The sequence below is a fragment of the Amycolatopsis sp. NPDC114478 genome (assembly GCF_055633805.1).
In genome coordinates this window covers 391,766-406,542 of record NZ_JBVKDO010000004.1, presented here as the reverse complement: position 1 = coordinate 406,542, position 14,777 = coordinate 391,766, and the positions used below count along the sequence as shown (strand labels likewise).

16 protein-coding genes are annotated in these 14,777 nt (G+C 70.9%); 10 read left to right on the top strand and 6 right to left on the bottom strand.

What is annotated here, in order from left to right:
• The first annotated feature begins 15 nt into the window (after window positions 1-15).
• Window positions 16-396 carry a hypothetical protein gene (locus ACZ7OH_RS14625; RefSeq protein WP_400896459.1) on the top strand — a complete coding sequence of 127 codons (381 nt, stop codon included), beginning with the start codon at window positions 16-18 and terminating at the stop codon, window positions 394-396.
• On the opposite strand, the gene ACZ7OH_RS14620 is transcribed toward ACZ7OH_RS14625, so the two are convergent.
• Window positions 393-1,025, bottom strand: coding sequence for an NADPH-dependent F420 reductase (locus ACZ7OH_RS14620; protein WP_470281242.1), 633 nt, complete (start codon window positions 1,023-1,025; stop codon window positions 393-395). The two genes, ACZ7OH_RS14625 and ACZ7OH_RS14620, sit on opposite strands and share 4 nt — an antisense overlap.
• Before the next feature lie 90 nt (window positions 1,026-1,115).
• Here ACZ7OH_RS14620 and ACZ7OH_RS14615 point away from each other — a divergent pair, with 90 nt between their 5' ends.
• Window positions 1,116-1,451 carry a winged helix-turn-helix transcriptional regulator gene (locus ACZ7OH_RS14615; protein WP_470281241.1) on the top strand — a complete coding sequence of 112 codons (336 nt, stop codon included), beginning with the start codon at window positions 1,116-1,118 and terminating at the stop codon, window positions 1,449-1,451.
• Window positions 1,452-1,455: 4 nt separating this feature from the next.
• On the opposite strand, the gene ACZ7OH_RS14610 is transcribed toward ACZ7OH_RS14615, so the two are convergent.
• Complete coding sequence (locus tag ACZ7OH_RS14610) at window positions 1,456-2,592, bottom strand: MFS transporter (protein ID WP_470281454.1); 1,137 nt, start codon at window positions 2,590-2,592, stop codon at window positions 1,456-1,458.
• A 220-nt stretch (window positions 2,593-2,812) separates the two neighbouring features.
• Here ACZ7OH_RS14610 and ACZ7OH_RS14605 point away from each other — a divergent pair, with 220 nt between their 5' ends.
• The 3 genes from ACZ7OH_RS14605 to ACZ7OH_RS14595 all read left to right on the top strand — a co-directional run bounded on the left by ACZ7OH_RS14605 (window position 2,813) and on the right by ACZ7OH_RS14595 (window position 6,138).
• Window positions 2,813-4,291, top strand: coding sequence for a DHA2 family efflux MFS transporter permease subunit (locus tag ACZ7OH_RS14605; RefSeq protein ID WP_470281240.1), 1,479 nt, complete (start codon window positions 2,813-2,815; stop codon window positions 4,289-4,291).
• Window positions 4,272-4,871 carry an acyl-CoA-like ligand-binding transcription factor gene (locus tag ACZ7OH_RS14600; RefSeq protein ID WP_470281239.1) on the top strand — a complete coding sequence of 200 codons (600 nt, stop codon included), beginning with the start codon at window positions 4,272-4,274 and terminating at the stop codon, window positions 4,869-4,871. Before ACZ7OH_RS14605 ends, ACZ7OH_RS14600 begins: the two co-directional genes overlap by 20 nt.
• Window positions 4,872-5,598: 727 nt before the next feature.
• Window positions 5,599-6,138, top strand: a complete 540-nt coding sequence (locus ACZ7OH_RS14595; protein WP_470281238.1) for a hypothetical protein — start codon at window positions 5,599-5,601, stop codon at window positions 6,136-6,138.
• Window positions 6,139-6,250: 112 nt separating this feature from the next.
• On the opposite strand, the gene ACZ7OH_RS14590 is transcribed toward ACZ7OH_RS14595, so the two are convergent.
• A complete protein-coding gene (locus ACZ7OH_RS14590; RefSeq protein WP_470281237.1) occupies window positions 6,251-7,303 on the bottom strand; it encodes an alpha/beta hydrolase in 1,053 nt (350 codons plus the stop codon).
• A 151-nt stretch (window positions 7,304-7,454) separates the two neighbouring features.
• Between ACZ7OH_RS14590 and ACZ7OH_RS14585 the strand changes: the two genes are divergently transcribed.
• The 4 genes from ACZ7OH_RS14585 (at window position 7,455) to ACZ7OH_RS14570 (ending at window position 10,551) form a co-directional block, all read left to right on the top strand.
• Window positions 7,455-8,003: an NADPH-dependent FMN reductase gene (locus ACZ7OH_RS14585; RefSeq protein ID WP_470281453.1), complete on the top strand. Its 549-nt coding sequence runs from the start codon at window positions 7,455-7,457 to the stop codon at window positions 8,001-8,003.
• Between the two features lie 135 nt (window positions 8,004-8,138).
• Window positions 8,139-8,561 carry an organic hydroperoxide resistance protein gene (locus ACZ7OH_RS14580; RefSeq protein WP_285457651.1) on the top strand — a complete coding sequence of 141 codons (423 nt, stop codon included), beginning with the start codon at window positions 8,139-8,141 and terminating at the stop codon, window positions 8,559-8,561.
• Between the two features lie 52 nt (window positions 8,562-8,613).
• Complete coding sequence (locus tag ACZ7OH_RS14575) at window positions 8,614-9,090, top strand: Dps family protein (RefSeq protein WP_091319033.1); 477 nt, start codon at window positions 8,614-8,616, stop codon at window positions 9,088-9,090.
• Between the two features lie 72 nt (window positions 9,091-9,162).
• On the top strand, window positions 9,163-10,551 hold the full coding sequence (locus tag ACZ7OH_RS14570) for a glutamate decarboxylase (RefSeq protein ID WP_470281236.1): 1,389 nt from the start codon (window positions 9,163-9,165) through the stop codon (window positions 10,549-10,551).
• Here the strand turns inward: ACZ7OH_RS14570 and ACZ7OH_RS14565 are convergent.
• On the bottom strand, window positions 10,548-11,609 hold the full coding sequence (locus ACZ7OH_RS14565; protein ID WP_470281235.1) for an NADH:flavin oxidoreductase/NADH oxidase: 1,062 nt from the start codon (window positions 11,607-11,609) through the stop codon (window positions 10,548-10,550). The genes ACZ7OH_RS14570 and ACZ7OH_RS14565 overlap by 4 nt on opposite strands.
• 75 nt (window positions 11,610-11,684) lie before the next feature.
• Between ACZ7OH_RS14565 and ACZ7OH_RS14560 the strand changes: the two genes are divergently transcribed.
• Window positions 11,685-12,311 (top strand): TIGR03085 family metal-binding protein, encoded by a 627-nt coding sequence (locus ACZ7OH_RS14560; protein ID WP_470281234.1) that lies wholly within the window; start codon window positions 11,685-11,687, stop codon window positions 12,309-12,311.
• Here the strand turns inward: ACZ7OH_RS14560 and ACZ7OH_RS14555 are convergent.
• Complete coding sequence (locus ACZ7OH_RS14555; RefSeq protein WP_470281233.1) at window positions 12,277-12,969, bottom strand: hypothetical protein; 693 nt, start codon at window positions 12,967-12,969, stop codon at window positions 12,277-12,279. The two genes, ACZ7OH_RS14560 and ACZ7OH_RS14555, sit on opposite strands and share 35 nt — an antisense overlap.
• Window positions 12,966-14,765: a carbamoyltransferase family protein gene (locus ACZ7OH_RS14550; protein WP_470281232.1), complete on the bottom strand. Its 1,800-nt coding sequence runs from the start codon at window positions 14,763-14,765 to the stop codon at window positions 12,966-12,968. The genes ACZ7OH_RS14555 and ACZ7OH_RS14550 overlap by 4 nt, the downstream gene beginning before the upstream one ends.
• Between the last annotated feature and the right edge of the window lie 12 nt (window positions 14,766-14,777).

Sequence of the window (14,777 nt, the reverse complement as noted above, 5' to 3'; positions counted from 1 at the left end):
CGGTACCTTGGCGCCATGACGAGGGGTGGAACGACGGCCGCGTTGCTGGCCGGGGCCGCACTGCTGCTGAGCGGGTGCGACGAGGTCAGCAACGCGGTCGACCAGGGCTCCAAGACCGTCGACAAGGTGAGCGTCTGCACCGAGGCGCTCGGGCTGGCGGACCTGAACCCGCTGGTCGACCCGGACAAGCTCAAGGCCCGCGCCGCCGACAAGGAGAAGCGGCTGCGGGAGCTCGCCTCGGACGTCCAGGACCAGGACGTCAGGAACGCGCTGCTCGGCATGGCCGGGTCCTACGTCGAGGTGCAGAAGGAGCGCATCGAAGACGCCGGCGTCGTCGCCCAGTGGGTGCAGCGCAACGTCAAGAAGCTCGACGCCCTCCGCGCGGCCTGCGGCTAAGCCGTCACGTCCGGAACCGCGAAGCGCGGGTTCGCGCCGGCAGCGACCATCCGCATCACGAAGCCGGCGGCTTCCTCGGCCTGCCGGGCCGCGGTGAGCCCGCCCAGCACCGCGGGCCGCGCGCCGAGGTCACGGATCAGCGCGGCGGTCCGGCTCAGGGCGTCGGTGTCGTCGCCGCAGAGCGCGACCACCGGCGACGCGGCCGGATCGCCGGTGAACGGCCAGGACGCGCCGGCGAACAGGTGCAGTGCCTTGACCACGCGGGCACCGACCGCGACTTCGGCGACCAGTTCGGCGGCCGAGCCGGTCTCCGGGAGCAGGCGCCCGGTCGCGTAGTCCACGGCGTTGGTGCAGTCGATGACGGTCTTCCCCGACAGCAGCCCATCCGCGCCGCCGACGAGCTTCAGTGCTTCTTCCAGCCCGTCCCAGGCGATCGCCACCACGACGGCCTCGGCCTGGCCGGCGAGCTCGCCGGGGTCGAGCGGTGTCGCGGCGACACCGATCCGGTCCGCGGCGGCCTTGGCCCGGTCGGGGCGACGGCCGGTGACCGCGATCGAGTGCCCGGCGCCCGCCCACGCGCTCCCCAGTGCCACCGCGAGGTTCCCGGTCCCCAACAGTCCGATCTTCACCCTGGTCTCCTTCGTCTCGTGAGGTCTCACGACGACGCTAAGAGACTGTCTCCCACCAATCGGTAGGAGCGCGGGTGGCAGGCTGGACGGGTGAACGAACAGGGCTGTGAGACCTTCATCTCGGACTGCCACGTACGAGCCGCGGTCGAGCTCATCAGCCACACGTGGGACCCGGTCGTCGTCTCCGCTCTGCGCATGGGGCCCACCCGGCGCACCGTTCTCCTGGATCGCATCGCCGGAGTCAGCGACAAGGTGCTGACCGAGTCCCTCCGGCGCCTGGCCTCGCGTGGACTGGTCGCGCGGACGGGTCGCGACGCCGCCGTCTACGAACTCACCCCGCTGGGGGCGTCCTTCGCCACGGGGCCGCTGGCTCACCTCGCCGAGTGGGCCGCGGAGAACCAGGGCGAACTGTCGTCGACGTCATGACCCGCTAGCTTTCGGCCAGCGCCGGGACCGGCTCCGCGGCCGGTTCCGGCGTTCGCCGGTGGAGCAGGCCGCCCGCCGCGATCACCAGGCCGCCGAGCCCGGCCGCGGCGAAGCCCCACGCCGGGCTCGAGTGGTCGATCGCGAAGCCGACTACCGGGCTGCCCAGCGCCAGCCCGAGCCGCGTCGACGCGTCCTGCAGCCCCATCGCCTCGCCGCGCACCTGCGGCGGCGCGATCCGGCTGACCGTCTCGGTGGTCGCCGCGAGCGTCGGCGCGCAGACCAGGTTCGTCGGGATCAGCACCAGCATCAGCAGCCACCACGGCTGGTCCGCGAGCCCGACCGGCACCACGAGCAGCGCGAGCAGGAGCATCAGCAGCCCCTGCGGCAACGACTTCTTCACCGCGCCGTGCACGACGCCGCCGGCCATCGACGCCACGCACATCACCGCGATCACCAGCCCGGTCACGCCGATGTCGCCGCTCGCGCGCAGCGCCGCGAGCGTCGCCAGCTCGGTGCCGACGAGCACGAACAGCGTGCCGGCGGCGATCAGCAGCGTCGCCACGAGCCGGCCGGTCAGCCAGCTCCGCAGCGGCGGCCGGGTCGTCGACGCACCGGGCTCGACCGACTCGCGGATCGGCGGATTGATCAACCAGATCAGGAACGCCGTACCGCCGAACAGGACGCCGAGCGCGCTGAGCGTGAACGTCGGTGAGAGCGTGGTGATCGCCGCGATGCCGATCGCCGGGCCGATCATGAACGTCGCTTCGATCGAGATCGTGTCGAGCGAGTACGCCGCGCGGCGCTCCTCGACCGGGACGAGCGCGGCCAGGACCTGCCGCGCCAGCGAGCCCGCCGGCACCGAGAGCATCCCGGCCGGGACCGCGACCGCGGCGAGCGCCGCGTAGGGCAGGTGCGGCGCGGCGAACCAGAACACCGTCGTGCCGATCCCGCAGACGGCGACGATCGGGCGCAGGCCGTAGCGGTCGAAGCAGCGGCCCAGCAGCGGCGCGCCGAGGGCCATCCCGAGGGTGATACCCGCGCCGACCAGCCCGGCGGCGCCGTAGCCGCGGCCCAGGCCGGTGACGATGTACAGCGTCATGAGCACGCCGTTCATGGTCATCGGCAACCGCGCCAGGAACATCAGAGCCATCGTCGACGGGACTCGGGGAACGGACAGGACCCGGCGGTACGGCTGGAACGGCACGTCTCGATGAGAACCCAAGGTGGTACGCGCGTGCAAGTTATTTCCCGCTGGTGCTCGGAGATTCTGAGGGTTACTCTCATTTGGTAGTCACTATCAAGTGGGGGTAGCTATGACTCAACTCCAGCCACGCAGGTGGTGGGCGCTCGGAGCGCTCGCGGTGAGCCTGCTGACCGTCGGCCTCGACCTGACGGTGCTGAACGTCGCCGTGCCGACGCTCGCCGTCGACCTCGGCGCCACGACCACGCAGCTGCAGTGGTTCGGCAACGCGTACACGCTCGCGCTGGCCGCCTTGCTGCTGCCCGCGGGCCTGCTCGGCGACCGGTTCGGCCCGAAGAAACTGCTGCTCGGCGCGCTCGCGCTGTTCGGGCTGGCGTCGCTGGCCTGCGCCTACGCGAGCACGCCCGGCCAGCTGATCGCCGCCCGCGTCGTGCTCGGCGCCGGTGCCGCGTTCCTCATCCCGCTGTCGCTTTCGCTGTTGAACACCCTGTTCCCGCCGGAGGAGCGGGCGAAGGCGCTGACGACGTGGGTCATGGCGACGTTCGCCGGCATCCCGCTCGGGCCGTTGCTCGGCGGCTGGCTGCTCGACCACTACGCGTGGGGTTCGGTGTTCCTGATCAACGTCCCGCTGACCGTGATCGGCCTGGCCGCGGTGCTCTTCCTGGTGCCGCTCACGCGGGGCTCCGGCCGCGGCGCGATCGACCTCCCGGGCATCGTGCTCTCGGCGGCCGGGCTGGTCGCGTTGACCTACGGGTTCGTCCACGCGGGCGAGCACGGCTGGGCCGACCCGGTGACGTACGGCCTGATCGCGCTCGGCGCCGCCGTGCTGGCGGTGTTCGGCTGGACGCAGACGCGGACGGCCGCGCCCCTCACCGACCTGGCGCTGTTCCGCGAGCCGCGGTTCGTCTGGGGTGCGGTGCTCGCGACGATGGCGTCGTTCGCGCTGATGGGCCTGCTGTTCGTGCTGCCCCAGCTGTTCCAGGCGGTGCAGGGGGCCGACGCGCTGCAGACCGGCGTGCGGCTGCTGCCGCTGATCGGCGGGATGCTGGTGTCGGCCAAGATCGCCGAACGGCTGGTCGCCGCGGTGGGCGTGCGGGTGGTCGTCACGGCGGGGTTCGCGCTGCTCGCGGCCGGGCTGGCGTGGGGTTCGACGACATCGCCGTCGGACAGCTACGGCGTGACGGTGGCCTGGGAGGTCGTCATCGGCTTGGGCACGGGGTGCACGCTGCCGCCGCTGATGTCGATGGCGATGGGTGCGCTCACCGAGGGCCGTTCGGGGGCGGGGTCGGCGCTGATCCAGGTGTTGCGCCAGGTCGGCGGCACGATCGGGGTGGCGGTGCTGGGCACGGTGCTCAACGGCGTCTACCGCGACGGCGTGGCCACCGGTGGCTTGCCGGCGCCGGTGGCGGACGCGGTGCGCGGCAGCGCGTCGAGCGCGGTGGCCGTCGCGGTGAAGCTGCACCTGCCGTCGCTGGCCGACTCCGCGCGGGTGGCGTTCACCGACGGCATGGCGGCGACGCTGTGGGTGTGCGCCGGGCTCGGCGTCGCCGGCGCGCTGCTCGCGCTGCTGTTCCTGCCCGGGCGGACGGCCCCGGAGGCGCGGCCGCGAGAATCGGAACATGACGTCGTCGCCAGCTGAGCCCTCGGGGCTGCGGGAACGCAAGAAGGCCAAGACGCGCGCCGCGATCCAGCGGCACGCGTTGCGGCTGTTCCACGAGCAGGGCTACAGCGCGACCACGGTCGACCAGATCGCGGCGGCGGCGGAGATCTCGCCCAGCACGTTCTTCCGCTACTTCCCGACGAAGGAAGAGACGGTCCTGTACGACCCGTTCGACCCGTTGCTGATCGCGGCGGCCCTGGCCCAGCCGGCCGAGCTGAGCCCGATCGGCGCGTTGCGCGCGACGATGGACGTGCTCCGCGAGCACCTGTCCGGCGAGGCGTGGGAGCAGGAGCGCCAGCGGCAGCAGCTGGTGTTCCGCGAGCCGGAGCTGCGCACGGCGGTGATGGACAAGTTCGCCGAGGGCATCGAGCTGCTGGCGGGGCTGGCGGCCCAGCGAACCGGCCGAGCGGCGGACGACTTCGAGGTGCGCAACTGGGCGGGGGCGGTGGCCGGGGTGGTGCTGGCGGCATTCGTCGGCGCGGCGGGTGACCCGGAGGTGGACCCGCTGGTGGTGGTGGACCGAGCCGTGGCGCACTTGGAGGCGGGGTTGCCGCTGTAGGGGGCGCTGCGGGGCGCGAGCGGCTCGGTGCAGGTAGGAGGGAGGCGCCTGCTCGTGGCGGGTGCGCGCGGTCGGCGGCCTGCTGGCCGGTGAGGGGCGCCTGCCCGCGGCAGGTGGCACTGCGGCCCGGCGGCGGCCCGGGGCGGCGCTTGTGTGGGCGGGGTTGCCTAGCTGCGGCGGACGTGCGCGCGACCCGGCTGGGCTCGTGCGGCTGGCCGGTGCGAGGCGAATGGGCCGGTGGAAGCCCGTCCGACCCGATCGGCCATCCGTGTCTCCAGCCGCAGCTCTCCACCGCGCACCGACCCTCTCCCCGCGGTTTCCCCACCCTTCCCCGCGCCCGATTTCGGAATTGATTTCGCATTCCCGCGCCCACCTCGGGGAACACCGTGTGGGTGGCGGTGCGAGCGTGGGGGACGACCCTTCTGGAGCAGTCGCGACACGCGGTCCGACGGAGTGATGAAGCTAAATGATCACCGTTTACACCCGCGTGAGTGACCCATCTGCTCCACAGTGGACATCCACTACCAGCAGTGACGGTAAGAATCGATCATGATGATCTTCAGGGGGATGGGCAAGGTTTCGACGTTAATCAATTGCGGGGCAGTTCGCCTCTCGTGCATCCGGCACGTAAGGGTTAGAAAACGTCCCCAACCGGTGATCGCCTGGCCTATCTCCGATACGGGGGGTATCGATTTACCCCGTCAGGCTTCGACGCCAGGAGGTAGGAATGAAAGGCAAGTTCGGGCGATCCGTCGCCCTCGTAGCCGCGAGCAGTCTGCTGGCGGTCGGTATGGCGGGGATCGCTTCGGCGAGCCCGGCGAGCCCGGACGGGGGCAAGGGTTCCTCCAGCACCCAGGCCCTCGCCGCACAGGTGCTCCAGATGCGTGACGACCTGACCAAGGTGGCCTACGCGGGCAACGTCGGTGCCACGCGCGGCGATCTCGGTCAGCTCAGCCCCGTGCTCGGGGACATCGCGGCTGGCAAGCGCTACACCGTCCAGACCGACACCGAGCAGCTCGCCGGTCTGGCCAAGGGACGTGCGGACGAGAGCACCCGGCTCCTCGCCGACCCCACGGCCAAGGCGCGCCAGCTGCCGCCGCTGCCGTTGCCGATCCCCTCGCTGCCGGACCTGCCGGGACCGCTGAAGATCGTCAGCGACCTGGTGAAGGCCCTGCTCGGCGCGGTCACTGGCATCCTGGGCGGGCTCCTCGGCGGCCTGCCGGTGCCGCCGCTGCCGGTGCCGCCACTGCCGGTTCCCGGCTCGTAGCCACCGAAAAACAGGGGGGCCCGGAGCCCGGCCGCGGACATTCCTCCGCGCCGGGCTCCGGGTTCGTTCCTGCCAGGGCCGCCGCAAAGTCCCGGCAACGTCATGACCCGGCTCAGTCCCGTTTGGACAGACCCTGCCGCAGGGCGCCCGCCGTCTCGGCCAGTGCCTCGCGGAACCGGGTGCCCACCCCGGTGAAGTTGATGAACCCGTGGATCAGGTCGTCGTGCCGGCGCACCGCCACCTCGACACTCGCTTCGCGCAGCTTCTCCGCGTACGCCTCACCTTCGTCGCGAAGGGGGTCGAACCCCGCCGTGACGACCAGGGCCGGCGGCAGGCCGCTCAGGTCGTCCGCGTGCAGCGGGGACAGCCGCGGGTCGGTCAAGTCCGTGCCCGAAGGCACGTAGTGGCCCTCGAACCACTTCATGTGCACGTCCGTCAGGAACAGGTCCTCGGCGAACAGGTCCTGCGAGCGGTACCGCCGCGCGAAGTCCGTCGCCGGGTAGATCAGCAGCTGGAACGCCGGCGCCGGCCCACCGCGCCGCACCGCCTGCTGGGCCGTGACCGCCGCGAGGTTGCCGCCCGCGCTGTCGCCGCCGACGGCGATCCGCGCCGGGTCCGCGCCGAGGTCGCTCGCCTTCGCCACCGCGTACTCGAACGCCGCCAGAGCGTCTTCCGTCGCCGACGGGAACGGGAACTCCGGCGCCAGCCGGTACTCGATCGACAGCACCCGCACCCCGGCGTGCTTGGCCAGGAACCGGACGGCGTTGTCGTGGCTCGCGCGCGTCCCGATCACCCAGCCGCCGCCGTGGAAGAACACCAGCAGCGGCGACTTCTCGGGCAGCCCGACCGGCGTGTAGAGCGTCGCGGGCAGGTCGCCGTCCGGCGTCGGCACGGCGATCTCGCGCACCGAAACCGGCTCGATCGGCTTGCCGCTGACCAGGTGCCGCCCGACGTCGAGCAGGGCGCGCGACTGCTCCACCGACCCCTGCACGAGCTCGGCGCCGGACAGCTTCTGCAGCCGGAGCAGCAGCTGGGCGTCGAGCGCGAGGTCCTGGCCGTCGATGCGCACCGGGCGCCCCGCGATCGCCCGCCGCACCGGCGTGGGCAGCCAGAACGCCAGCTGGGACGCCGCGGCCTGGGCGCGGACCGGGAGCGGGATCGCCATCGTTGCCTCCTGAACGTCGATGCCGCCCCGGACGTTACTCGTCAGTAGGTAACAGGTCCAGCTGTGACGCGGCCCTCGGTCCCAAACTCTGGATATCCACTTAAGTGGAGGGGTTAGCCTGAAAGACGTGACTTCAGCCAGGACGCTCAACGTGCTCGGGATCGGCGGCTCTCTGCGGGAGGGCTCCCAGTCCGAACGCGCGCTGCGGATCGCGCTCGAGGGCGCGGCGGAAGTCGGCGTCCGGACCCGCATGCTCAGCGGGCCGGATCTGGTGCTGCCGTTCTACGACGCCGGCGAGCCGGACCGTGACGAGCGCGCCGCCACCCTCATCGAAGCCGTGCGGCAGGCCGACGGGCTCATCGTCGTGTCGCCGGGCTACCACGGCGCGCTGTCCGGCCTGGTCAAGAACGCCTTGGACTACGTCGAAGACCTGCGTGACGACCGCCGTCCCTACCTCGACGGCCGCGCCGTCGGGCTGGCCGCCGTCGCCTACGGCTGGCAGGCCGCGGTCACCACGCTCGAGCAGCTGCGCACGATCACGCACGCGCTGCGCGGCTGGGCCACCCCGCTGGGGGGTTCGATCAACTCGGCCGAGACCAAGTTCGACGAAGGCGGTGGCGCGTCGGACGAGAAGAGCGTCCGCACCCTTCGCCTGATCGGGCGGCAGGTCGCCGAATTCGCGGTGACGCGCGCCGCATGACGTTTTACCCGGTGGGCGCCGGGTAAACGATCCGCGTGATGCCTGCCATGTGGGGGCACTGTTCCGCGGGTGCGGGATGTTGTGCCCGATGAGACGCTCGCTGTGGAGTGTCCGCGAAACGAAGGCAGGCTGAGCATGGGTCAGGCGATTTACACGGCGGTGGCAACGGCGCGCGGCGACGGCCGCAACGGCGAGGTGACCTCTTCCGACGGCGTCATCGACGAATCCCTGGCCATCCCCAAGGAGATGGGCGGCCCGGGCGGCGACAAGACCAACCCCGAGCAGCTCTTCGCCGCCGGTTACTCGGCCTGCTTCCACAGCGCGTTGCAGCTGGTCGCGCGCCAGGCCAAGGTCCCGCTGAACGGCTCGACCGTGACCGCGGAGGTCAGCGTGCTCAAGCAGGAGGTCGGGTTCGGCCTCGGCGTCGCGCTGAACGTCTCCCTGCCGGGTCTCGAGCAGGCGCAGGCCGACCAGCTGGTCGAGCAGGCCCACCAGGTGTGCCCGTACTCCAACGCGACCCGCGGCAACATCGAGGTCGCGCTCTCCGCCACCGTCTGACCCCTTCGAACCCACCCGAGCCGCACGAGTCCGAGGAAAGGATGACCGCCAGATGAGCAAGTCTCCGATCAAGAGCCCGCTTTCCGAAGCCGACAAGGAGATCACCGGCAACGCCCTCCAGGCGACGCTGGTCGACCTGGTCGACCTGTCCCTCATCGCGAAGCAGGCGCACTGGAACGTCGTCGGCGCCAACTTCCGCAGCGCGCACCTGCAGCTCGACGAGCTGGTCAACACCGCGCGCCAGTACGTCGACGAGGTCGCCGAGCGCGCCAACGCCATCGGCATCTCGCCGAACGGCAAGGCCAAGACCGTCGTCGAGAGCTCGGGCGTGCCCGAGTACCCCGACAACTGGCAGTCAGTGGAGTCCACGGTCGCCGCGATCGTCGACATCCTCGCCGCGCTCATCGAGCGGCTGCGCCAGCGCATCGACGAGACCGACAAGAGCGACCTCGTGACGCAGGACCTGCTGATCGAGATCACCCGCGCGCTCGAAGAGGCGCACTGGATGTGGCAGGCCCAGCAGGCTTGATTTTCCCGTCAAAGGGGTCGTTCCGGACGGAGCGGCCCCTTTCGCGTTGCCAGGCTCAGTACGTTCGGTGGCATGGTCTTGCATCAGGGGAAAACCGACCGCCCGGACCGCACCGGTGGCACGAACCCGCTGTACGCCGGGGCGAACCCGGCGCTGGCGGCGGGGTTGGTCATGCCGCACGACAAGCTGCGCGACGACCCGCTCCCGCCGGACGCCGCGCTGCAGCTGGTGCGCGACGAGCTGATGCTCGACGGCAACGCGCGGCTCAACCTCGCCACGTTCGTCACGACGTGGATGGAGCCGCAGGCGCGCGAGCTGATGGCCGAGTGCGTCGACAAGAACATGATCGACAAGGACGAGTACCCGCAGACGGCCGAGCTGGAGCGCCGCTGCGTGAACATCCTCGCCGACCTGTGGCACGCCCCCGACCCGACGGACATCATGGGCTGTTCGACGACCGGGTCGTCGGAGGCATGCATGCTCGGCGGGATGGCGCTGAAGCGGCGCTGGTCCAAGCTCGGGCGCACCGGCAAGCCGAACCTGGTGATGGGCGTGAACGTCCAGGTGTGCTGGGAGAAGTTCTGCGAGTATTGGGAGGTCGAGCCGCGGCTGGTGCCGATGGACGGCGACCGGTACCACCTCACGGCCGACGAAGCCGTCGCGCAATGCGACGAGAACACGATCGGCGTGGTGGCGATCCTCGGCTCGACGTTCGACGGCAGCTACGAGCCGGTCGCGGAGATCACCGCGGCCTTGGACGCCCTGCAGGAGCGGACCGGCTGGGACATCCCGGTGCACGTCGACGGCGCTTCGGGCGCGATGATCGCGCCGTTCCTCGACCCGGACCTGGAGTGGGACTTCCGGCTGCCACGGGTGGCGTCGATCAACACGTCGGGCCACAAGTACGGGCTCGTGTACCCGGGCGTGGGCTGGGTGGTGTGGCGCGACCAGGCCGCGCTGCCGTCGGAGCTGGTGTTCAACGTCAACTACCTCGGCGGCGAAATGCCGACGTTCGCGTTGAACTTCTCGCGCCCGGGCGCCGAGGTCGCGGCCCAGTACTACACGTTCGTGCGGCTCGGCCGCGAAGGGTTCCGGGCGGTGCAGCAGGCTTCGCGCGACGTCGCCATGCACCTGTCGTCCGGGATCGCGGAGCTCGGGCCCTTCGAGCTGCTGACCCGCGGGGAGCAGCTCCCGGTGTTCGCGTTCACGACCCGCGCGGACGCGGGCTTCGACGTCTTCGACGTGTCACGCCGGCTGCGGGAGCGGGGCTGGCTGGTGCCTGCGTACACGTTCCCGGAGCACCGGACGGACCTGGCGGTGCTGCGGATCGTCGTCCGCAACGGCTTCACGAACGACCTGGCGGACCTCCTGCTGGCCGACATCAAGCGGCTGCTGCCGGAGCTGGCGAAGGAAGGCGGTCACCCGAAGGACACCTCGAAAGCGACCGCCTTCCACCACTAGTGCCAGGACTTGGCGCGGGCGTATTGGTCGGGCCAGGGCACGTCCGCGCCTAGCGCGTTCGCCGCGCGCAGCGGCCAGTGCGGGTCACGCAGCAGCGCGCGGGCCAGGAACACGACGTCGGCCTGGTCGTCCTCGACGATCTTCTCGGCCTGGTGCGGGTCGGTGATCATGCCGACCGCGCCGGTCGGGAGGCCGGCTTCGGCGCGGATCCGCTCGGCGAACGGCACCTGGTAGCCGGGCCCGACGGGGATGTCCGGGTTCGGGGTGTTGCCGCCGGTCGACGTGTCGACCAGGTCGATCCCGCGCTCGGCCAGCAGCTTCGCGAGCCGGACGGAGTCGTCGAGGGTCCAGCCGCCGTCGGTCCAGTCCGTGGCGCTCAGCCGGGCGAACAAGGGGACGTTCGTCGTCGCGCGCACGGCGTCGGCGATCTCCAGCGCGAGCCGGGTGCGGCCTTCGAAGTCGCCGCCGTACCGGTCGGTGCGGGTGTTCGACAGCGGGGACAGGAACTGGTGGACGAGGTAGCCGTGCGCGAAGTGCAGTTCGAGCACGTCGAACCCGACCCCGACGGCCGTCCGGGCGGCCTCCGCGAACGCTTCCGGCAGCGCGCTCACTTCGTCCGTGGTCAGCGCGCGCGGGGTGGCGTACTGGCCGAACGCCGTCGCGGACGGGCCGACGCTCTCCCAGCCGCCCTCTTCGGGCGGGACGCTGCCGGTGCCTTCCCACGGCCGGTGCGTGGAGCCCTTGCGGCCGGCGTGACCCAGCTGCATGCCGATGGCGGTGCCCTGGCCATGCACGAAGTCGACGATCCGGCGCCAGGCTTCGGCCTGGGTCTCGTTCCAGATGCCGGTGTCCTGGGGACTGATCCGGCCTTCCGGCACGACGGCGGTGGCTTCGGTCATGACGAGCCCCGCGCCGCCGGTGGCGAACTGGCCGAGGTGCACGAGGTGCCAGTCGCCCGGGACGCCGTCGGTGGCGGAGTACTGGCACATCGGCGACACCCAGGCGCGGTTCGGCAGGGTCAGGCCGCGGACGGTGATCGGGCTGAAGAGTCGGCTCACGTAGAGGATCAACGACACGTGCCGGTGGTCTCTTCCCGTCGCCAGAAGTGGGTACCGGCGAGTAACGTCGGCCACATGGGTGTCGCTGCTGACGAACGCCAGGCCTTGAGCTCCCTCCTCGACCAACTCGGGCCCGACGCGCCCACCCTGTGCGAGGGGTGGACCACCCGGGACCTCGCCGCGCACCTCGTCGTGCGCGAGCACCGGCCCGACGCCGCGCCCGGGATCGTCGTGCCCGCGCTCGCCGGGTACACGCAGAAGGTCCAGGACCGCTACGCCGGCAAACCCTGGGCCACGCTCGTCACGCAGGTCAGGCAGGGTCCGTCGAAGTTCTGGCCCACCGCCATCGGCCCGCTCGACGAGCTGACCAACACCGCCGAGTTCCTCGTCCACCACGAGGACGTCCGGCGCGCGCAGCCCGGGTGGGAACCGCGGCCCGCCGACGCCACCCGGGACGCCGCCGCCTGGAAGTCGGCGAAACAGGCCGCCAAGCTCAACCTCCGCAAGGCGCCCGTCGGCGTCACGCTCCGGACGAAAGACGGCCGGGAGGCCGCCGTCAAGACCGGGCCCGACCCGGTCACCGTCGTCGGCGAGCCCGTCGACCTGCTGCTGTTCGTGTTCGGCCGCGACGCCGTGCACCTCGAGTTCGAAGGCGACGCGGCCGCTGTCACGAAGCTGCAGGCAGTGAACCGCGGACTCTGACCGAGACCCACCGCCCCACCGGCAACGCGACCACGATCGCGGCCAGCGCCAGGTGCACGGCCATGAACGCGACCGCGGCCGGCACGCTCGGCGGCCCGCCGAGGAACACGATCATGTGCGACGCCCACTTCAGTTCGGTCGGCTTCGTGCCCGCCGCCCAGACGTCGTTGAGCGCCCAGAACGTCAGGTCGTTCACGCCCGAGATGACCACCAGGATCGACGCGATCCCGACCTTGAGCACGTTCGCCGTCCGCCCGCCGCCTAGGCGGTAGGCCAGCAGCGCGAACAGCACGATGAACGTCGTCACGAACAGCTCGAACTGGTACACCGGCTGGAAGTCCTGGTCGGCCGAGCGCGCGAACGCCTGGACCCGCATGACCAGCTCGGTGTCCAAATAGGACATGTAGGCGAACACCGCGAACACGATCAGGGCCGGGCCGAAGCGGCCGCGCGGGAACAGCGAAACCGTTAGTACCGCGAAGACGAACGGGCACAGCTTGAACGCCCAGTCGCCGACGTTGTCCAGGGTCTGGTCCGGCGGCAGCACCACCATGATCAGCAACGCCGTGACCACCGCCGGGACGGCGGCCACCAGCCACAGCCACTGCCGCCGCCGGTACAGCGCGGCGACCAGGCCGGGCGACTCCAAAACCGTCACAGTTCCTTCTCCACCCAGAACGGGCCCAGCGCCAGCGCGTCGACGTCGGTCTTGAGGTAGCACGCGATCGCGTCGGCCGGGCTCGCCACGATCGGCTCGTTGTTGTCGTTGAACGAGGTGTTGACGACCATCGGCACGCCGGTCAGCTTCTCGAACTCGCTGATCATCCGGTAGTACAGCGGGTTGTCCGCCCGGCTGACGGTCTGCACGCGCGCGGTGCCGTCGACGTGCGTGATCGCCGGGACCTCGGCCCGCTTGTCCGGGAGGACGTCGAACACCAGCAGCATCACCGGGGAAGGGTAGTCGCTGACGAAGTACTCGCCCGCCCGCTCTTCCAGGCACGACGGCGCGAACGGCCGGAACGCCTCGCGGTGCTTCACCTTCTCGTTCATCCGCGTCTTGGACTCCGGGTCGCGCGGGTCCGCGACGAGCGACCGGTTGCCCAGCGCCCGCGGTCCGCACTCCATCCGGCCCTGCACCCAGCCGACGATCTTGCCTTCGGCGATCTTGGCGGCGGTGTGCGCCGCGATGTCGCCGACGCGCTCGTACTCGACGCCCGCGTCCTGCAGCGCCAGCTCCATCTCGGCTTCGGTGTAGTCGGGGCCGGTGTAGGTGTAGCCGTCGCGGGGGCGCGGCTTGCCGTACTTCGCGACCGAGACGTCGAGGGCCGCGCCGAGTGCGCAGCCGTCGTCGGCCGCCGCGGGCTGCGCGAAGAAGTCCTCGAACGGCGTCTCCAGCAGGATCCGGCCGTTCATGACGCTGTTCAACGCGACCCCGCCGGCGACGCACAGCCGCTTCGAGCCCGTCTCGCGCTGGAGCCACCGCGCCAGGTGCAGGCCGGCTTCTTCGAGCGTCACCTGCAGGGCGTACGCGATGTCGCAATAGTGCTGGGGAACGGGATTCGCAGCCGTGACGCGGGTTTTCGGCCGCGCGGGACCGAAGGCGTCGGTGAACTTCTTCGACATCACGTGCTTGCCGGTGCGGTGGTGGCCGAACCAGGACAGGTCGAGTTCGAAGCCGCCGTCGTCGTCGAGGTGGATGAGCTGCTTGAACGCGTCGACGTAGGTGTCCTCGCCCAGCGGCGCGAGACCCATGATCTTGCCTTCGTCGCGGGTCGGGTAGAAGCCCAGGTAACCCGTGACGCCGGCGTACATCGCGCCGAGGGAGTGCGGGAACTTGATCCGGCGCAGGTCGACGATCTTGTTCCCGCGGCCGTGCGCGAGGTAGGTCGCCGTGCCGTCGCTGCCGATGCCGTCGAAGGTCAGGACGGCCGACTCGTCCCACGGCGAGATGAAGTAGCCGCTGGCCGCGTGCGCGCGGTGGTGGTCGACGAGGTGGGTCTTGAACTTCGTCGGCCCGGTCCAGCCGACGGCCTCCTTGACGTCGTTCGCGAGCGTGTAGGACCGCTTGATGTGCGCGAGGACCGCGCCGCCGACGTGGTAGTCGTCGTGGCCCTGGCCGCCGCCGGTCCGGAAGGTGTCGACCATGCCCGCCGACTTGCCGCCCTCGTCGCCGTTGGCGTTGCGGAAGACGTCGAGCGTGCCGGGGAAGTAGCGCGCGAACACCTTGGCCGCGTGGATGCCTTCCTTCCAGCGCTGCCAGTAGTAGGCGACGTGGTCGACGTCGGCGAGCGTGATCCCGCCGCGTTCCAGGCAGAACTTGATGGCTTCGGCGGGGAAACCGCCGTCGTGCTTGACGCGGGTGAAGCGTTCCTCCTCGGCGAAGGCGATGATCTCGCCGTCGCGGACGAGTGCCGCGGCCGAGTCGTGGACCCGGCTGATGCCCAGTACGTACATGACTTTCTCCCG

What these genes read in the sequence shown, in the direction of transcription:
- ACZ7OH_RS14560 (WP_470281234.1), top strand. Translation starts at nt 11,685, where the DNA reads ATGGGTGTCGCTGCTGACGAACGCCAGGCCTTGAGCTCCCTCCTCGAC.
- ACZ7OH_RS14575 (WP_091319033.1), top strand. Translation starts at nt 8,614, where the DNA reads ATGAGCAAGTCTCCGATCAAGAGCCCGCTTTCCGAAGCCGACAAGGAG.
- ACZ7OH_RS14595 (WP_470281238.1), top strand. Translation starts at nt 5,599, where the DNA reads ATGAAAGGCAAGTTCGGGCGATCCGTCGCCCTCGTAGCCGCGAGCAGT.
- ACZ7OH_RS14610 (WP_470281454.1), bottom strand. Translation starts at nt 2,592, where the DNA reads ATGTTCCTGGCGCGGTTGCCGATGACCATGAACGGCGTGCTCATGACG.
- ACZ7OH_RS14550 (WP_470281232.1), bottom strand. Translation starts at nt 14,765, where the DNA reads ATGTACGTACTGGGCATCAGCCGGGTCCACGACTCGGCCGCGGCACTC.
- ACZ7OH_RS14580 (WP_285457651.1), top strand. Translation starts at nt 8,139, where the DNA reads ATGGGTCAGGCGATTTACACGGCGGTGGCAACGGCGCGCGGCGACGGC.
- ACZ7OH_RS14590 (WP_470281237.1), bottom strand. Translation starts at nt 7,303, where the DNA reads ATGGCGATCCCGCTCCCGGTCCGCGCCCAGGCCGCGGCGTCCCAGCTG.
- ACZ7OH_RS14625 (WP_400896459.1), top strand. Translation starts at nt 16, where the DNA reads ATGACGAGGGGTGGAACGACGGCCGCGTTGCTGGCCGGGGCCGCACTG.
- ACZ7OH_RS14600 (WP_470281239.1), top strand. Translation starts at nt 4,272, where the DNA reads ATGACGTCGTCGCCAGCTGAGCCCTCGGGGCTGCGGGAACGCAAGAAG.
- ACZ7OH_RS14570 (WP_470281236.1), top strand. Translation starts at nt 9,163, where the DNA reads ATGGTCTTGCATCAGGGGAAAACCGACCGCCCGGACCGCACCGGTGGC.